Annotated in this window: 14 protein-coding genes and 1 pseudogene; 8 read left to right on the top strand and 7 right to left on the bottom strand. The window is 39.7% G+C overall.

Annotated features, from left to right (window positions below; genetic code table 11):
• The first annotated feature begins 278 nt into the window (after window positions 1-278).
• Entirely contained in the window at window positions 279-671 is a 393-nt protein-coding gene (locus H5090_RS05270; RefSeq protein ID WP_033037352.1) for an ankyrin repeat domain-containing protein, read from the top strand.
• Window positions 672-762: 91 nt separating this feature from the next.
• Window positions 763-867, top strand: a pseudogene (locus H5090_RS05265) (peptidylprolyl isomerase); the annotation flags it as partial.
• Between the two features lie 80 nt (window positions 868-947).
• Here H5090_RS05265 and H5090_RS05260 read toward each other — a convergent pair.
• From H5090_RS05260 to H5090_RS05235, 6 genes are all read right to left on the bottom strand, one after another.
• Window positions 948-1,295: an energy transducer TonB gene (locus H5090_RS05260; RefSeq protein ID WP_182695194.1), complete on the bottom strand. Its 348-nt coding sequence runs from the start codon at window positions 1,293-1,295 to the stop codon at window positions 948-950.
• Between the two features lie 167 nt (window positions 1,296-1,462).
• Entirely contained in the window at window positions 1,463-2,122 is a 660-nt protein-coding gene (locus H5090_RS05255) for a DsbA family oxidoreductase (protein ID WP_182695193.1), read from the bottom strand.
• A 114-nt stretch (window positions 2,123-2,236) separates the two neighbouring features.
• Window positions 2,237-3,457, bottom strand: a complete 1,221-nt coding sequence (locus H5090_RS05250) for a Xaa-Pro peptidase family protein (protein WP_182695192.1) — start codon at window positions 3,455-3,457, stop codon at window positions 2,237-2,239.
• 101 nt (window positions 3,458-3,558) lie between these two features.
• Window positions 3,559-4,167 carry a flavin reductase family protein gene (locus tag H5090_RS05245; protein ID WP_007375568.1) on the bottom strand — a complete coding sequence of 203 codons (609 nt, stop codon included), beginning with the start codon at window positions 4,165-4,167 and terminating at the stop codon, window positions 3,559-3,561.
• A 9-nt stretch (window positions 4,168-4,176) separates the two neighbouring features.
• On the bottom strand, window positions 4,177-4,899 hold the full coding sequence (locus tag H5090_RS05240) for an SDR family NAD(P)-dependent oxidoreductase (RefSeq protein WP_182695191.1): 723 nt from the start codon (window positions 4,897-4,899) through the stop codon (window positions 4,177-4,179).
• On the bottom strand, window positions 4,896-5,294 hold the full coding sequence (locus tag H5090_RS05235) for a thiol-disulfide oxidoreductase DCC family protein (protein ID WP_002959020.1): 399 nt from the start codon (window positions 5,292-5,294) through the stop codon (window positions 4,896-4,898). Before H5090_RS05235 ends, H5090_RS05240 begins: the two co-directional genes overlap by 4 nt.
• A 120-nt stretch (window positions 5,295-5,414) precedes the next feature.
• On the opposite strand from H5090_RS05235, the gene ppc reads away from it, so the two are divergent.
• Together ppc and cdd are read left to right on the top strand one after the other, a co-directional pair.
• Window positions 5,415-8,060, top strand: coding sequence for a phosphoenolpyruvate carboxylase (ppc, locus tag H5090_RS05230; protein ID WP_002959021.1), 2,646 nt, complete (start codon window positions 5,415-5,417; stop codon window positions 8,058-8,060).
• A gap of 136 nt (window positions 8,061-8,196) precedes the next feature.
• Entirely contained in the window at window positions 8,197-9,123 is a 927-nt protein-coding gene (gene cdd / locus H5090_RS05225; protein ID WP_165742548.1) for a cytidine deaminase, read from the top strand.
• Between the two features lie 94 nt (window positions 9,124-9,217).
• Here cdd and udp read toward each other — a convergent pair whose 3' ends face one another.
• Window positions 9,218-9,973 (bottom strand): uridine phosphorylase, encoded by a 756-nt coding sequence (gene udp, locus H5090_RS05220; protein WP_007582384.1) that lies wholly within the window; start codon window positions 9,971-9,973, stop codon window positions 9,218-9,220.
• Between the two features lie 464 nt (window positions 9,974-10,437).
• On the opposite strand from udp, the gene H5090_RS05215 reads away from it, so the two are divergent.
• The 4 genes from H5090_RS05215 to H5090_RS05200 all read left to right on the top strand — a co-directional run bounded on the left by H5090_RS05215 (window position 10,438) and on the right by H5090_RS05200 (window position 15,292).
• Complete coding sequence (locus tag H5090_RS05215) at window positions 10,438-11,547, top strand: arginase family protein (RefSeq protein ID WP_024605708.1); 1,110 nt, start codon at window positions 10,438-10,440, stop codon at window positions 11,545-11,547.
• Between the two features lie 129 nt (window positions 11,548-11,676).
• Window positions 11,677-12,366: a transporter substrate-binding domain-containing protein gene (locus tag H5090_RS05210; protein ID WP_182695190.1), complete on the top strand. Its 690-nt coding sequence runs from the start codon at window positions 11,677-11,679 to the stop codon at window positions 12,364-12,366.
• Between the two features lie 147 nt (window positions 12,367-12,513).
• Window positions 12,514-13,815: a hemolysin family protein gene (locus H5090_RS05205; protein ID WP_002959027.1), complete on the top strand. Its 1,302-nt coding sequence runs from the start codon at window positions 12,514-12,516 to the stop codon at window positions 13,813-13,815.
• A gap of 307 nt (window positions 13,816-14,122) precedes the next feature.
• Window positions 14,123-15,292, top strand: a complete 1,170-nt coding sequence (locus tag H5090_RS05200) for an efflux RND transporter periplasmic adaptor subunit (protein ID WP_182695189.1) — start codon at window positions 14,123-14,125, stop codon at window positions 15,290-15,292.
• Window positions 15,293-15,296 lie beyond the last annotated feature (4 nt).

The raw sequence follows: 15,296 nt of genomic DNA, 5'->3' as shown, positions 1-15,296 counted from the left end.
GAACTAAGAATTAGGATGGGTGTCATCTTAGTTTATTGCCTTAGGAACTTCAGCCACAGTTGTTACAAATCCTTCTGGATGGATAGGACACTTGGCCGGTGATTTATTAGGCTTGTCTGCGCCCACCTGTATACCAGTAAAGCATCAGTTCAAATACCACAGAATTACAGGAGTAAAGGTTGATTATATCCCTCGGTAACATACGATTAGTAAAATATATTGTCCCAATACTTTTACTGTGTGCAAATAATGTCTGGTCTTGCTCAAAGTATGCAGAGATGGTTCAAACGGCTGACTTGAGTGAGGTCGGTGAACTTGCCCGACGAGAATTGGGGCATGAACTTATGAGAGAGTATGATTTCCCGAGTAAGGTATTGAAGAGACTGATGAATAATGAAATGGAATTTGAAAAAAGTAATATCCTTCATAAATATGGGGATGTTTTGCTTGATATGGCTGTTTATCGTTCAAACTATGAAGGTGTCAGGTATTTGCTAAGTAACGACATATCCTTATTTTCAAAACGGAGATTTATAGAAAGCCCAATATTTGTTGCTACAAGTGCTAAGGACAAAAAAATGTTAAAGTTACTCTTAGAGATGACAAGCTCTGAACATACTCAATTGTTTAAAGTGGCAAATAAATATATTGATTGTGCTAACTCTTTGTAAGGTTAAGTAGGTTCATGAAAAATTAACGTGGCACCCACTTTAATTAGGATAGTTTTGCTTGTTAAAAATAGGTGCCTGTCTTGCTTAATATCTACCACAGTTCGATAAGGTTGCATTTAAAGGCGAAATTTTAGAGCCACACCTAGTTAAAACAAAATTTGGCTGGCATGTAATTAAAGTGCTTTATCGTACTTAGTTTATTTTTAAGTAAAGAAGTAACCTTCGCTGTATAGAAAAAGGCTGCAATGTGCAGCTTTTTTTAGTTTTAGTTAGTTATTATTTTGCCAAATTAAAATCTATAGTCATTTCTAAGTCTTCATCAACTACCGTAATACCATTAACTACTTTAGGTGCGTAACGCCATTTAGAAAGAGAGCGAATCGCTGCTTTATCAAAAATTTTCACAGGCTCAGCTTTAATCACTTTAATATTAACTGGCTTACCAGATGTATCTACATCAAAAGACATTGTCACACTACCTTCAATTTTTTCACGGACACTTTTAATTGGATACTCCGCAGGACTGGGCATTATCAGTGTAGAGTTAGGGCTATCAGGTAGATGTGTTGTCGAACATGCGGTTAAAAGAAACAGTGACGTCAAAGTTGTAATTATATATTTCATTATAAATCCCTTTATAGGTATTATTATCGATTTGTTAGATCTCGTTTCTATAATGACACCAAAAGAGATTCAAGGTAAATAATAAATTTGTATTGTTTTTGAACTGATGAATAAACAAGAAAGGCTGCAATGTGCAGCCTTTCTTAATTTTAAACTATATTTGTGTATTAAGCGTCTTGCTTAGCCTCTTCTTCACTAATTTGTTTTAGTGCCTGAATGAATGAGTCGCTTGGTTGTCCGCCAGTAAGTGCATACTTATCGTTTATGATAAACGTAGGTACTGACGTAATACCCATCTGTTTAAAGTTGTCTTGCTCTTGGCGTACGTCTTGTACGTATTTGTCTGAATGTAGGATACCGCGCGCAGTTTCTTTATCAAGACCTACTTTTTCAACAACGTCGAGCAGTGCTTCTTCTTGATTTAAGTATTTTAAATCGGTGAAGTGTGCTTCAAACATGGCAAGCTTTAATTCGGTTTGCTTATCTTCTTCACGCGCCCAAGTAAGTAGGCGGTGTAAATCAAAGCTGTTGATCATGATGCGTTTGCCATCAAAATTAAAGGTAAACCCAGCACGCTGACCTGCTTCGAACATGTTTTTACGATTTTCGTCGCCTTGCTCTTCTGTTAGGTTGTACTTTTGCATTAAATGTTCGTTTAAGTCTTGACCTTCAATTGGCATATCTGGGTTTAGTTCAAAAGGATGCCACGTAATATCTGCGCTCATTTCGTCTTTGAGTTGCTCTAGTGCAGTTTCTAGGTTTTTATAACCCACTACACACCAAGGGCACATTACGTCTGAAACGATATCAATTTTAAAGTTTTTCATATTTATCCTTTTGAGGATTGCTTTGGTATAACAGGGGATATTGGGATGAACTGCACTTTATCAATACCAAACTAAAAAGAGCAGCTAAGCAGCTGCTCTTGAAGGTATTCAGTTTTAAGCGTTAAGCCCGAATGGGTCGTCAATACTATAACTTGGTTGTGTAAACCAATGAGGGCCGTTGTCGGTCATGTAAAAATGATCTTCTAAGCGTACGCCAAATTCATCGGGTATAACTAACATTGGTTCGTTACTAAAGCACATGCCTGGGGCAAGTGGGGTTTTATCACCGCCAACTAAGTATGGCCATTCATGAATGTCTAGCCCAATGCCGTGGCCAGTTCGGTGTGGGCAACCCGGTGTTTGGTATTGCGGGCCTAGCCCTTGCGCCGCTAAATAGTTACGGGCGCCCGCGTCTACGTCTTCGCACGTAGCACCAATTTTAGCTGCATTAAATGCCGCCATTTGCGCTGCTTTTTCATGATCCCAAAACATACGTTGGCGCATTGTTGGTTCGCCAAATACATAGGTACGGGTTATATCTGATAGGTAATCGTGTACTTTACAGCCGGTATCAATTAGTACCATATCGCCTTTTTTAAGTATTTGGGCATCTTTAACACCGTGCGGGAAAGACGTTGCAACACCAAATAAAACAATACAAAAATAGTTACCTGGCGCGCCTACTTTTTGGTGTGCTTTCTTAATAAAGGCTTCTACTTCGGTGGTGGTTATTCCCTCATAAAGCATACTTGCTGTGGCTTGATGTACGGCTAAGGTCATGTCCATCGCGCGTTGCATTAAGCTAAGTTCATGAACTGATTTATGCATACGGCAATGCGCCGTTACAGGTTGTGCATTTATGAGGGTTAAACCCGTTTGTGCTTTATTAATGCCGTCGAATATAAAAAATTGTGCGCTTTCATCAATGCCAATGGTTGCGTTTTCATTAATGTTTAACTTTTTTAATACTTCGACAAAAAGTGCATAAGGATTTTCGTGCTCTTGCCACCCATGAATAGGCCCATCTATTACTTTAAACCCGTTTAGTGAACCAATTTCGAAATAAGGCGCAATGTATTGTACTTCACCAAGGGCGGGTAATATCGCGCCAACCATACGTTCGCTCGCGTACCATTTCATGCCTGTAAAGTAGGTAAGGTTGGTGCCAGCGTTTAAATAAATTGCATCTATGTTGTTTGCTAGCATATACGCTTGAGCCTTGGCTATGCGCTCTAAATGTTCGTCAGCTGCGATAGGGGTCAGCGTTTGCGTCATGTTACTTAGGCTTGCCAGCGCTTGCTCGCTTGATTGTGTACCAATACCGATGGTGGTCATATTTTTCTCCTTGGATTTTTAGCTAGTGTGATTAATACCAAGGTAAAATTCAATGTTATGCGATAAGAGGCTATTAGTTTATAGCCTCTTAAAATGGCATATTATTTTTTAGCGTAAGGTAAACGCGTGAGTTTATTACTTGTGTGGTAGCTATCAAGCCCGGTTACTGCCACCGTTTCAATAGCCTGTAAATCTAAAAAGCCATCACTTTGAAGTGCTACTTCATCTAAATACACATCAGTGATTTCACCTATTACAAGCTCTGTGCCATTGATGGCTAAATGTTGGTTTTCTACAAATTTAACCGAGTACTTTAAGCGGCTTTCTTTAACAAAAGGCGCTGCAAAGTCGTTTAAGTATTCGGGCGTTAAACCTGTCGCTGCAAATTCTGACTCGCCTTTGTCGTAGCGGGCTGATGTTTGATGAGCTTGCTTATAAATAGCTTTATTAACCTGGTTAATGGTGTAACTACCGGTTTCGATTATGTTTTCGAACGTATGGCGAGGCACGCTATTTGGGCGCATTATCATGCCAACTAGCGGCGGGTGAGCACCTAAATGAATAACAGAGCTAACAATGGCGAGATTAGTATTGCCTTGTTTGTCTTGCGTGCCAATTAAGTTGGCGCTTTTAAAACCCGAAAGCGAATTAATTAAATGAGTACGAGTGTGTTTTTCCAGTGCGTTTATGCGCTCTTTAGTAAAATGCATTAAAGTTCCTTACCACGGTATGGTTTCGCCTTGCCAATCTAAGTAGGCAGGCTCACCATTGAGTTCTAAATGAGGGTTACTAAAAGTAAGTGTAAAAAGCTGCTTAGCTACAAATTCAGCTGTAAAGAGTTTTCCAGCGGGTACATTTTTTTGAAATGGCTTTGAAAGCGCGGTATCAGTAGTACCTGGGTGAAATAAAACGAGCTTGGTATTTTTAGCTCGGCGTGAAAGCTCAATCGCTGTGGTTTTAAATAGCATGTTAAGAGCAGCCTTAGAGGCGCGATACGTATACCAACCGCCTAATTTATTGTCGTTAATGCTGCCCACACGCGCACTGAGTGCTGTAATAGTACAGTGCGTTTTATGTGTTAAGAGCGGCAAAATACTCTGCAAGCAAAGTAGGGGAGTTAGGGTGTTTGAATTGAGAAGTTGGCTAAAATACTCAGCGTCTAAATCCTCCAGCTTTTTTTCGGGCATATGGGTTTCGTTGTGCAGTGTACCATTGAATATAATAACTTGTTGTATATCGGCATTTTGCTCTTTTAGGTAATTAGTGACGCGCACTAAACTTTGTTTTGTATAGTCAGTATGCAGGTGGACAACACTTGAGTCAGATTCAATACTTTTTGAACTAATACAAACTATCTGATGAGTAGGCGTGTTTATTTGTAAATGTTCTATATATGCATTTGCTATGGCACTGCTTGCGCCGAATAAAACAATGGTTTTCATTTATCACCTTTTGCTTTTAGTCCACATTGGCCGTTACTGCACTGAGTATTTGGCATTAAAAAGCGACTGATGGGGTGCCTATACTTAGCAAATAACAGGTATCCGCAGTCAGCGAAAAAGCGAATTATTGGCAAGCGAAAAATTTTCAACCAGCTGTGTTTACCCACTATTTTCCATGCTTCGTACGTTACATCAAGCCCGTAAATCATTTCACCTGATTGCTTTTGGGCTTGCAGGTAGTTCATTGCTTTGTCTTTATCAATATACGGGTAGCGTTCACTAAAGTCGCTCGCGTTAAGATCTTCAAGCGTAATTAGATTTTTAGAGTCTGCGTGTTTTAGTTGCTGCATTTCGGTGCTGCAAAGAGGGCAGTTTCCATCGTAAAAAATGATCATGTAATCGCTTTGTGATTATTTTATATATACTTTTTTACGACAAGACATTGCAAATGGATCTATTAAATTTCTCTTCATGATGATATTAATAGTGTCCTACGAAACAAAGGAGAATGAGAAATGAGTGAACAATATGCCGCCTTGCGAGGTAATGTAAATTTACTTGGGCAATTACTAGGACAAACTATTAAGGATGCTCAAGGCCAAGCTATTTTAGATAAAGTAGAAGAAATTCGGGCTTTATCTAAATCATCTCGCAGTGGTAATGAAGACGACAGACAAGCGCTAATAGATGTTTTACATGCGCTTAGTGATGAAGAGCTTTTGCCGGTTGCCCGTTCATTTAATCATTTTTTAAACCTTGCTAATGTAGCAGAACAATTTCATACCGTTTCGCGTTTTAATGACGTTGGCCTTGGTCAACAAAACCCTCTCACTCAAACATTAAAAACGTTAGTTACAAAAGCAGAACAAGGCCAGCTAGATAGTAATCATTTGGCCGAAACACTCTCAAAACTCCACATAAACTTAGTATTAACCGCCCACCCAACCGAGGTGACGCGCCGTACTATTATTAACAAACATGTTGAACTAAGTGATTGCTTAGCGTCATTAGAGCGAAAAGATAACTTACCGCTAGAGCGAGATGCTATTTTAAATCGTATTGAACAGCTTATTAGCCAGGCTTGGCATACCGACGACATTCGCCGCTCTCGCCCAACGCCAGTTGATGAAGCTAAATGGGGTTATGCGGTAATCGAAAACAGTCTTTGGCACGCTGTTCCGCGCTTTTTACGTGAATTTTCAGCCAATGTTAAAGAGCAATTAAGTTTAGAGCTACCAAAAGATTACAGCCCGATTGAGTTCACATCTTGGATGGGTGGAGACCGTGATGGAAATCCATTTGTAACATCGCAGGTTACAGCAGAGGTGCTTGACCATGGTCGTTGGATGGCGCTTAACTTATATATTCAAGATTTAAAAACGTTATGCGCTGAACTCTCTATGTCAGATGCCAGTGATGAGCTTATTGAGTTGGCAGGTCAAGACTTTGAACCATACAGAGCGGTGATCAAAAAGCTTAAAAACCAAGTTGCAGAGACCGTGGCTCACCTGGGCGCTAAAATTAAAAATAAGCGTAGCGATTCACAAGATTTAATTACTGATATTAATCAGCTTAAGCACCCTGTAGAGGTTTGCTACCGCTCGTTATTAAAGTGTAATATGAAAGTAGTTGCTGATGGCTTATTGCTTGATTTACTGTACCGTATTAATAGCTTTGGCCTGCGTTTAGCTAAACTCGATGTGCGCCAAGATTCGTCTCGCCACAGCGATGTTTTTTCTGAGCTGACTCGTTATTTAGGTTTAGGCGACTACAACCAATGGCAAGAGCAAGATAAACAAGCTTTTTTACTTACTGAGCTTAACTCTCGCAGACCGCTTATTCCAAAACATTGGCAACCAAGCCCTGATGTTCAAGAAGTGCTAGACACCTTTGACGTTATTGCTAAGCAAGACGAACAAACATTTGGCTTGTATATTATTTCGATGGCGCGAACAGCATCAGACATTTTAGCAGTACAATTATTGCTAAAAGAAAGCGGCTGTAGCTTTGATTTACCAGTTGCACCATTGTTTGAAACACTCGACGATTTAAACGCAGGCAGTGATGTAATTACTACATTACTTGATAATGTTTGGTATCGCGGGCACATTAAAAACACCCAAAATGTAATGATTGGTTACTCTGATTCTGCTAAAGATGCCGGCATGATGGCAGCAGGTTGGGCACAGTACGAAGCAATGGATAAACTAGTGCAGCTTGCTGATGAGCGTGGTATTGAACTTATTTTATTCCACGGACGTGGTGGCACAGTAGGGCGTGGTGGGGCACCTGCTGCACAAGCTCTGCATTCACAACCGCCAGGTTCGTTAAAAGGTGGTTTGCGTGTAACCGAGCAAGGCGAGATGATTCGCTTTAAATTTGGTTTACCCGATGTAGCACTGCAAAGCTTAAATATTTACGCAGGCGCAGTACTACAAAGTAACTTATTACCGCCGCCGGAACCAAAACCTCAGTGGCGCGAAGTAATGAAGCTAATAAGTGAGGAGTCGTGTGAACACTACCGTAATGTAGTTCGCCACGATGAAAACTTTGTACCTTACTTTAGAATGGCAACGCCTGAGCTTGAGTTGTCTAAGTTGCCGCTTGGCTCGCGTCCTGCAAAACGTAATCCTAATGGTGGCGTTGAAAGCCTGCGTGCTATTCCATGGATTTTTGCGTGGAGCCAAAACCGTTTAATGCTTCCTGCATGGTTAGGTGCGTTAACTGGCTTAAAAGCTGCGCTTAATAAGTACGGCGCAGAAACACTCAACGAAATGAGCTTACAGTGGCCGTTCTTTAGATCGCGCCTAGAAATGCTAGAAATGGTATTTAGTAAAGCCGATTGCTGGTTGAGTGAGCATTACGATAATGCGCTGGTGGAAGATATGTACAAACCATTGGGTGTAACACTTCGTAAAGAGCTTCAAGAAGCGATTAGCTTGGTGCAATCACTTAGCCCACAAAAAAGCCTACTCGCCGAACAACCTTGGATTAAGGAGTCGATTAGTTTACGTAATCCGTACACCGATCCACTTAACCTATTACAGGTTGAGCTTTTACGCCGTGCTCGCTCAGAGGAAAAACGAAACGAAGGTGACATTGATAATGCGTTAATGATCACGATGACAGGTATAGCTGCAGGTATGCGTAATACCGGCTAACACTTTATTTTGTTAGGTATACCTATTAGTATTAAAAGGGAGCACGCGATGTGCTCCCTTTTTTTGCGTTAAATAGGCTGGTATTTAACACCCTAACCTTTTAAACTACTTAGCCATTGAATAATTAAAAAATATTATGGCTTCAGCAACTTTTACTGTACAGCAAGATACAGCACTTACAAATTCGCACTTCACATTAAGCGTAGCGCAAACAGCGTCATTACGTAGTCAATTAAAATCACAACGTGGCATATTAAATTCTAATAATATTAAAGCGTTATGCGCGCAACTCAATGTGTCTGATGATGTATTACTACAAGGTTTAGTGCCTTTAGCTTCTGAGTATGCCGTTGCGCCAGTGTCAGATTTTCATGTAGGCGCAATTGTTAAAGCGCTTGATAAAAAGGGTGAGGTAAACTTTTACTTTGGTGCGAATGTAGAGTTTGATCATCAAGCATTGAGTTTAGTGGTTCATGCAGAGCAATCGGCTATAAATAACGCATGGTTAAACGGCGCTAAAAAAATAGTTAAAATTGCGATTAGCGATGCGCCTTGTGGGTATTGTCGCCAGTTTATGAACGAACTCGCTGATGCGAAAGAGTTTGATATTTTACTTCCTGATCAGCAATTTAAACTTGCTGAATTACTGCCGCATTCATTTGGACCTACCGATTTAGGTAACGAATTTAGCTTGTTTAACCCAAAACCACAGCAAGGTAATTTTAGCTTTGATGGCCTTGATGAAACCCTTGCGCGTTTTGCACTTAATGCGTACGTGCCTTACAGCCAAAACTTTAGCGCCGTAAAAATAAGTACATTTAGTGATGGTGATTTTTACGGAAGTTACGCCGAAAATGCAGCTTACAGTCCAAGTTTATCGCCACTACAAAGTGCACTAAGTCAGTTCTTTTTAGCTGGGCTTAGCTTTAACGAAAGTACGGTGAAGGGAATAACATTGCTCGAAACAGCGGGTCGTGAAAACCAGTCGCAAGTGGCAAAAGCTGTACTTGCCAGTTTTACGCATTTACCAGCACTTAAAGTAATTAGCGCACCACTTAAATAGTGGCTTGCATACAATAAAGCACAGCCGGAGCTGTGCTTTATTAAAGCGAGCCATTCTATCGAATTAACTCACTCACTGACTGCTATAACCTGTATTAATCAAGTAATACTTTAGCTGCTTCTAATACTACTGCTACAGATTTACGCTCAATTTCACCGTGGTCTACATTTGGTATTTCTTGGCGAGTACGATTAACAAGTACGCCTGCTACACATGCTGCTTGTAATCCAAGGGCTGCACACATAGTAAATAATGTTGCCGATTCCATTTCGTAGTTCATCACGCCCAATTTTTGCCACTCTTCGCAGCTACCTTGTAGTGATTTAGGAACGTAACCAGAGTGCGTATCGTAACGCTCTTGCCCTGGGTAGAATGTATCGCTTGATGCAGTAATACCAATATGAAAATCGATATTTAGGTTTTTACATGCTTGTACCATAGCTTGTGTTGCATAAAAGTCAGATACAGCAGGGTAGCTAAGTGGTGCAAAATGTTGGCTTGCACCGTCTAAACGTACAGACGCTTGGCTAATTAAAATTTCGCCTTCGTTAATGTGTGGCTGAATTGCACCGGTTGTACCAATACGTAAAAATTTACGCACGCCAAGTTGTGCTAATTCTTCTACTGCAATCGACGTAGATGGACCACCAATACCTGTAGAACATACAACCACAGAGTGGCCGTTTAATTGACCTAAATAAACATGAAACTCGCGAGTTTGAGCAAGGCAGGTTGGGTTGTCTAGGAATTGTGAAATACGTGCTGCACGATCTGGATCGCCCGGTACAATCGCAAGTTTTGCACCTTTAAGATCGTCAATACATAGTCCTAAGTGAAATACCTTTTCCATAGCTAAGCCTTTTATAATAATTTGTTGTCAATCTAGCATGATTGCTAGAAACGTTTATCAAGTACAGGACGATTGTCCGTTTTATCTTAACTCTTCCAATAAAGCCTTAATAATTTTAATGGCTAATTTGATTTATTCACCAACTATGAATATTCACTCAAGTACTTATATACGTAGCCTTGTTGCGCTGTTGACATGTTCAAGCAGACATAATAAGTATCACTCAAGCGCGTAACTACGATTAAATGGATGATAACATATTTTCATTAATCTCAGATAAATTCAATGGCTTAACCTTGTAGTGAACACGTAAAAACTAACGTGTTTACTTATATTAAGCACTGACTTATTTAGCAAAGTGGCATTTATTTGAAGTTTAGGCATTTTTAGTGATTTTGCATAACTAATCAAAAGTAATCAAAACTAATTAGCTACGTACAGAATAAAAACCGAAGGAGTTTATTATGAGCACACAATTTGAAGCATTTAAAAACAAAGTTGAGCACTGTTTGTGCGCACCGGGTGATGGCGTATACACAGTAAATACTGCAAAAGAGCGCAAAGCCGCACTGCGTAATAAACTTTACGGACAAACTGAAAACGTTGATAACTTGTGGCGCGAGTCTTTAAACGAATTACCAAACTCACCACATAAAGCCGTTATGTTAGGTATTAGTTCAGACTGTGGCGGTGGGATATTACGCGGCGCAAACTGGGGGCCGTTGTTTGTGCGCTCAGCTTTAATTGATCAGCAACCGCAGTGTCATTCTTTTGATTTGGGTGATGTACGTGTGATCCCACATTTACTTCATGACAAATACCTAAATGATGCAACCATTTCTAATTGCCAAAAAGCCTTATATGGTGATGAAGATAACGACTATTACGTAAGCCCGTTATCAATCACTGAAGATGTGTGCGACAGTTTTTACGCAACGTTTAAAGATAAAGGATTATTTGGTATTGGTGGCGATCACTCAATCAGTTACCCACTTACTAAAGCGTACTTAAAAGCAAAACGTGAGCAAGGTAAGCGCACGGCTATTATTCACTTTGACGCGCATACCGATTTACTTGTGGAGCGCTTAGGTATTGATTTATGTTTTGGCTCGTGGTGTACACATATATTAGAGTTTTTACCGGCGCCGCATCATTTAATACAATTTGGTATACGCTCAAGTGGCAAGCCTAAAGCGCATTGGGAAAATACTTTTGGTGTTAAACAGCACTGGGCACATGAAATCATTGAACGCGGCGCAGCAGCGGTTGCTGCCGACGCTATTGCACAGTTAAAAGCCGATAACGTTGATGAAATATACGTAAGCTTTGATATTGATGCACTTGATGCTGAATTTGCATCCGCCACAGGTACGCCAGAGCATCACGGTTTAACGCCTCAGCATGCGCTTGATATTTTATCAGCCATTGCGGATGAGTTCCCGATTACGGGTGCAGATATGATGGAGATAGCGCCATTTACCGACAGCTCTTTAGTTGGTCAATCAAGCTCAGAAACTACACTTAGAGAAGGCGCTAAAATTTCAGCCTTTTTAATTAGTGCAATGAACAAGTAAGCTGTAGAAGCTATAAATACTAGCACTATCAGCGTATAAGTGTGCATCACATGACTAAAAACTAGCAGTTCATAAAGCCTCAGCTATATTTATTAAATACATATAATGAGTTAGTTGAGGCCTCGCTAGATGAAATTGTTGATCTTTTTATTGTTCATTAGCTGTATTAAAGTTGATGCAGCTGAAATTACAATAGTAACGGAAGTATTTCCGGACTTTCAGTATATTAATGAAGATAACAAACTCGTTGGCCGCTCTGTCGATAAAGTTCATAAAGCGCTAGAAGGTACAGGTATAAACTACACTATGTTGGCGCATAGTTGGGCCATATCCTACAATGCAGCGCTACGCGATAAAAACACCTGTATATTTTCGATTGTTCGATTACCTAATAGAGAAAGTAAGTTTAACTGGGTAGGTGAACTGGAAAGCTTTGACTCTGCCATTTATGGTCTAAAATCCAGAGGTATAAAGTTAAACACTCTCAATGATGCTAAAAAATACAAAATAGCAGTACTGCGTGATAACTTTAGTCATCATTATTTGCTTGAAAGGGGTTTTAGTGAAAGTAAGCATTTATTACTCATCGATAGCCTAGATAAAATAGATAAACTCATAAGCACTCGTCACCATATACTTGATTTTGTTATCCTCAACAAAAAGCAATTTAACTATCGAGTTAAAACAGAGCCTAAGCTTGAGTTACTAGAACCATTACTTGATTTAAACACAGCTCAGTCTCCGTTATTTTTTGCCTGTAATATAAATATGGATCCGGCTTTAGTTTCTCAATTAAAAGTTGCCTTTAATAAAATTTAAGCACTTTAAACTCACTGTTTTACCTCTTAAATAATTGAAAATTAATAGCTTAAATATATTTCGTAAATATAAATTGCTGCGTTTAAAAAACCGATTATAATCCAGCTGCTTTTTGTTTAAAAAAGCGCTAACTTATTGGAGCGTTAAATGGGTGATTTAATCGGGATTAGCTTATTGATCTTGATCAGTGCGTTGTTTGCTATGTCAGAAATAGCAATTGCAGCGTCGCGTAAAATAAAACTGCGGGTAATGGCAGATGAAGGAAATATAAAAGCAGCAGCGGTATTAAAGCTACAAGAAAATCCAGGGGCTTTTTTTGCCATGATCCAAATTGCACTCAACGCGATTGCGATTTTGGGTGGTATTGTGGGCGAGCAGGCTTTATCGCCTTATGTTGAAAGTGTTTTAGTGCTTTTTTATCAAGGTGCACACTTAGAAAAAATTAGCTTTTTATTCTCATTTTTTACTATTACATCTCTGTTTATCTTGTTCGCCGATTTAATGCCAAAACGTTTAGCGATGATCATGCCAGAAGCTGTCGCTGTTAGAGTCGTTACAATAATGCGCTGGGTAACCTTTGCCTTAACTCCGCTAGTGATGTTTTTTAATGGGGTAACGAACTTTGTGCTGCGCTTATTTAAAGTGCCTGCTGAGCGAGAAGACAACGTTACAACTGAGGACATTGTTGCCATGATGGAAGCGGGTGCTGCATATGGTAGTTTGCAAAAGCAAGAGTATGAACTCATTGGTAATGTGTTTGACCTAGAAGCGCGGTTTTTATCAAGCGTAATGACGCCACGCGACCAAATTGTCTATTTTGATTTAAACGAATCTAGCCATGATATTGCGACCAAAATTATTGACCACCCTCATAATCACTTTTTAGTAGTGTCAGGAAATTTAGATAAATTGCATGGCTCTGTTGAATCTAAAGATATTTTACGACAAGTACTAAAAGGCGAAGCCGCCAATATAAACGATGAGCTGATTGATAAAGATGTTTTTTACTTACCGGAAACATTAAGCCTATCAGAAGCCTTAAATGCGTTTAAAAGCGCAGCAAAGCCATTTGCTGTTGTCGTAAACGAATACGCGCTTTCGGTAGGTATTGTAACGGTTAAAGACTTAATGAAAGGGTTTATGGGGGATTTAATTACTCATCAAGGTGATGAATTAATTATAGAGCGCGATAAAAATTCATGGCTTGTAGATGGGTTAACTCCAATTACCGATTTAGCAAAGGTACTTGATATAGAAGAATTTCCTGATCAGATGCACTATGAAACTGTCGCTGGATTTTTAATTTACAGTATGAAGCGAATCCCTAAACGTGCAGAGCATTTAACTTTTTCAGGCTTTAAGTTTGAAGTTGTTGATGTAGAGGGCATTAGGGTAGAGCAGTTGTTAGTTTCAAGAGTTATTAATCCACAGAACGACAACCCCCTTTAAAAAAGTAAGATAGTCGTTTATATAAATAGCCAAGCTGTTTTTGCTTGGCTTTTTTGTGCCTATTTAAAAGTTCTGTGCTTAAAATGAGTGGTTATTTCAATCTGTTTAATTGCTTTATTTTCAAACAGCTTTGATTCTATTTTCAAACAGCTTTGATTCTATTTTCATCAAATTAACATTAAATGCTACCTAAGGCGTATATTGTATTCAATAGTGTAAGTTTGTGTAAATTTCTCCTTATTAAGATTCATTATCAGCGCATTTTAATTTAGAATGATCGTTCACTCTAAACTAAAAGGTATTTAACATGCAGCGTTCCCGCATCGCTTTATTTGTATTATCAGCCCTCGTCGGTTCTGTTGCTTTAACTGGTTGTGATCAGGCTGCTGAGCAGTCACAAGCTTCAGCTCCTCAAGCTGTGCCAGTGGGTGTACTGACATTAAAAAGCCAAGCGCTTACTCTCAAAAAAGAACTTCCTGGGCGTATCAGTGCATTTCAAATTGCTGAAATTCGCCCACAAGTAAGTGGTATTGTGCAATCTCGTTTATTTGTCGAAGGTAAAGAGGTTAAGCAAGGCCAAGCACTGTATCAAATAGACCCAGCTACATTTGAAGCAGACCTTGCAGCAAGTGAAGCGAGCGTTGCACGCGCAGAGGCAAGCATCGCCAGCTCTAAATCAAAAGCATCACGTTACGGCGAACTCTTAAAAATCAAAGCAGTGAGCCAACAAGATTTTGACGAAGCGGATGCTGCGTACAAACAAGCAAATGCTGAATTATTAACGGCTAAAGCGCAGTTAAAATCAGCACAAATTAACCTTGATTACAGCCATGTGTCTTCCCCTATTAGTGGCCAAATTAGTAAATCAAGCGTAACAGTGGGTGCACTAGTAAGTGCAAATCAAAGTACAGCACTTGCTACAGTGACTCAATTAGACCCAATTTATATTGATTTAACACAATCGAGCAATGAGTTGACGCAACTTAAAAAAGCGATTGCATCTGGCCGTTTAGGTATTGATGCAAACAGCCAAACAGATGTTGAATTAATAATGGAAGATGGCTCGGCGTATTCTCACAAAGGAACGTTGCAGTTCTCAGAAGTGACTGTTGACCCAAGTACCGGCTCTGTAACTTTGCGCGCTAAGTTCCCTAACCCTGAAAAGCTATTATTACCAGGCATGTATGCACGTGCATCTATTGTTGAAGGCGTTAAAGCGGATGCGATTTTAGTACCGCAACGTGGCGTTAGCCGTAATTCAAAAGGCGAACCAACAGCAATGGTTGTCAGTAAAGACAACACAGTAGAAAACCGCGTATTAAAAGTAGATAGAACTATTGGTTCTGATTGGCTTGTTACTGATGGCCTAAGTGATGGCGATAAGTTAATAGTTGAAGGTTTACAAAAAATCCGCCCTGGTGCACCTGTGAACCCATCTGAAATTCAATCGTCTGCTAAAGCCGATCAAGCTCAATAACGGA

Source organism: Pseudoalteromonas sp. SR43-5, from assembly GCF_014163835.1.
Classification (GTDB): Bacteria; Pseudomonadota; Gammaproteobacteria; order Enterobacterales; family Alteromonadaceae; genus Pseudoalteromonas; species Pseudoalteromonas distincta.
Note: the sequence above shows the minus strand (reverse complement) of the source record. Positions and strands in the feature narration are given on the sequence as shown.

Excerpts from the sequence above, each read along its gene's own strand:
- H5090_RS05255 (WP_182695193.1), bottom strand. The coding sequence starts at position 2,122 with ATGAAAAACTTTAAAATTGATATCGTTTCAGACGTAATGTGCCCTTGG.
- H5090_RS05240 (WP_182695191.1), bottom strand. The coding sequence starts at position 4,899 with ATGAAAACCATTGTTTTATTCGGCGCAAGCAGTGCCATAGCAAATGCA.
- H5090_RS05215 (WP_024605708.1), top strand. The coding sequence starts at position 10,438 with ATGAGCACACAATTTGAAGCATTTAAAAACAAAGTTGAGCACTGTTTG.
- H5090_RS05235 (WP_002959020.1), bottom strand. The coding sequence starts at position 5,294 with ATGATCATTTTTTACGATGGAAACTGCCCTCTTTGCAGCACCGAAATG.
- H5090_RS05260 (WP_182695194.1), bottom strand. The coding sequence starts at position 1,295 with ATGAAATATATAATTACAACTTTGACGTCACTGTTTCTTTTAACCGCA.
- H5090_RS05270 (WP_033037352.1), top strand. The coding sequence starts at position 279 with ATGGTTCAAACGGCTGACTTGAGTGAGGTCGGTGAACTTGCCCGACGA.
- udp (WP_007582384.1), bottom strand. The coding sequence starts at position 9,973 with ATGGAAAAGGTATTTCACTTAGGACTATGTATTGACGATCTTAAAGGT.
- H5090_RS05245 (WP_007375568.1), bottom strand. The coding sequence starts at position 4,167 with ATGCATTTTACTAAAGAGCGCATAAACGCACTGGAAAAACACACTCGT.
- ppc (WP_002959021.1), top strand. The coding sequence starts at position 5,415 with ATGAGTGAACAATATGCCGCCTTGCGAGGTAATGTAAATTTACTTGGG.
- H5090_RS05200 (WP_182695189.1), top strand. The coding sequence starts at position 14,123 with ATGCAGCGTTCCCGCATCGCTTTATTTGTATTATCAGCCCTCGTCGGT.
- H5090_RS05250 (WP_182695192.1), bottom strand. The coding sequence starts at position 3,457 with ATGACCACCATCGGTATTGGTACACAATCAAGCGAGCAAGCGCTGGCA.
- H5090_RS05210 (WP_182695190.1), top strand. The coding sequence starts at position 11,677 with ATGAAATTGTTGATCTTTTTATTGTTCATTAGCTGTATTAAAGTTGAT.
- H5090_RS05205 (WP_002959027.1), top strand. The coding sequence starts at position 12,514 with ATGGGTGATTTAATCGGGATTAGCTTATTGATCTTGATCAGTGCGTTG.
- cdd (WP_165742548.1), top strand. The coding sequence starts at position 8,197 with ATGGCTTCAGCAACTTTTACTGTACAGCAAGATACAGCACTTACAAAT.